The following is a 1,633-nucleotide window of genomic DNA, read 5'->3' on the forward strand; positions in this document are numbered from 1 at the left end:
GCCTGGCCGCCTGGTTCGACGACGCCGCGGACGCCGTCGAGATCCTGCACCGCTCCCTCGTGGAGCCCCAGGCCGAGGGCCGCCATCGCTCGCTGTCCGTGGCGCGGGACGCCCTGGGGGCGTCCGCCTCCGCGTTGGACCCGCACCAGCTGGGCGGCGGATCCGTGCACGGCGAGGCGCTCGTGATGCTGCTGCGGCCCATGATGGTGGACCTCATCGAGGCCACGGGCGCCGAGCACGACGAGGCGCGGGCCTACCTGCCCCGCGTCTGAGCCCGACGGCGGCGCGCGGCCCCGGCGGTCGACAGCGGGGCCGTGCGCGGGCCGGTTAACGCGTCCGCCTCGGCTCCTAGAGTGGGCGCATGGCCACCAAGACCGCCCCGAAGCGCGCCCCCGGATACCGCTGCACCGAGTGCGGCTGGACCACCGTGAAGTGGGTCGGCCGCTGCGGGGAGTGCCAGTCGTGGGGCACGGTCGAGGAGATCGGCCTGACGTCCACCACCGGTCGCACGCGCGCGGCCACCGTCGTGGAGGTCGCGCCGCGCATCGCGGACGTGGACGCCACGCTGGCCTCGTTCCGCTCCACGGGCGTGCGCGAGCTGGACCGCGTGCTCGGCGGCGGCCTCGTGCCGGGTGCGGTGATCCTGCTGGCCGGCGAGCCGGGCATCGGCAAGTCCACGCTGCTGCTGGACGTGGCCGCCCAGACGGCCCGCGGCGCGGGAGGCGGCGGTCCGCGCTCGGTGCTGTACCTGACGGGTGAGGAGTCGGCGGCGCAGGTGCGCTCTCGGGCAGACCGGATCGGGGCGATCGCGGACACCCTGCGTCTGACGGCGGAGACGGACCTGGGCCGGGCACTGGGGCAGATCGAGCGGACGGACCCGGAGCTGGTGATCGTGGACTCCGTGCAGACCCTGCAGTCCACCGAGGTGGACGGGATCGCCGGGGGCGTCAGCCAGGTGCGCGAGGTGGCGGCCAGCCTCATCCGCACGGCCAAGGAGAAGGGGATCACCACGGTCCTGGTGGGCCACGTGACGAAGGACGGGACCATCGCGGGTCCGCGGCTGCTCGAGCACCTGGTGGACGTGGTCTGCCAGTTCGAGGGGGACCGCCACTCACGGCTGCGCCTGGTGCGTGCGGTGAAGAATCGCTTCGGGCCCACGGACGAGGTCGGCTGCTTCGACCTGCGGGAGGACGGCATCGAGTCCCTGGACGACCCCTCCGGTCTGTTCCTCTCGGGCGTCTCGGAGCCGGTCGAGGGCACGTGCGTGACGGTGACGCTCGAGGGCCGGCGCCCGCTCGTGGCCGAGGTGCAGTCCCTGCTCACCCCGTCCGCCGGCGGCAGTCCGCGCCGCACCGTCTCCGGCGTGGACGCGGCGCGCGTGAACATGCTCCTGGCCGTGCTCCAGCGCCGGGCCCGTTTCGCCCTCGCCCAGGACGACTGCTATGTGGCCACCGTGGGCGGCGTGCGGCTCTCGGAGCCCGCCTCGGACCTGGCCGTGGCCGTCGCCGTGGCCTCGGCGAAGCTCTCGGCCCCCGTCCCGCAGGGGATGATCGCGGTCGGCGAGCTCGGGCTGGCCGGTGAGGTGCGCCCGGTGCCCGGCATCGGGCGACGCGTGCGCGAAGCCGCCCGCCTG

The 1,633-nt window shown here is 75.0% G+C and carries 2 protein-coding genes; both read left to right on the forward strand.

Annotated features, from left to right (window positions below; translation table 11 throughout):
- A partial coding sequence (locus AB0N07_RS50715) for a hypothetical protein (RefSeq protein WP_365847747.1) occupies positions 1 to 272 on the forward strand: 272 nt, incomplete at its 5' end.
- An 89-nt stretch (positions 273 to 361) separates the two neighbouring features.
- A partial coding sequence (gene radA / locus AB0N07_RS50720) for a DNA repair protein RadA (protein WP_365847749.1) occupies positions 362 to 1,633 on the forward strand: 1,272 nt, incomplete at its 3' end.

The organism is Streptomyces sp. NPDC051172 (genome assembly GCF_040682555.1).
GTDB lineage: Bacteria > Actinomycetota > Actinomycetes > Streptomycetales > Streptomycetaceae > Streptomyces.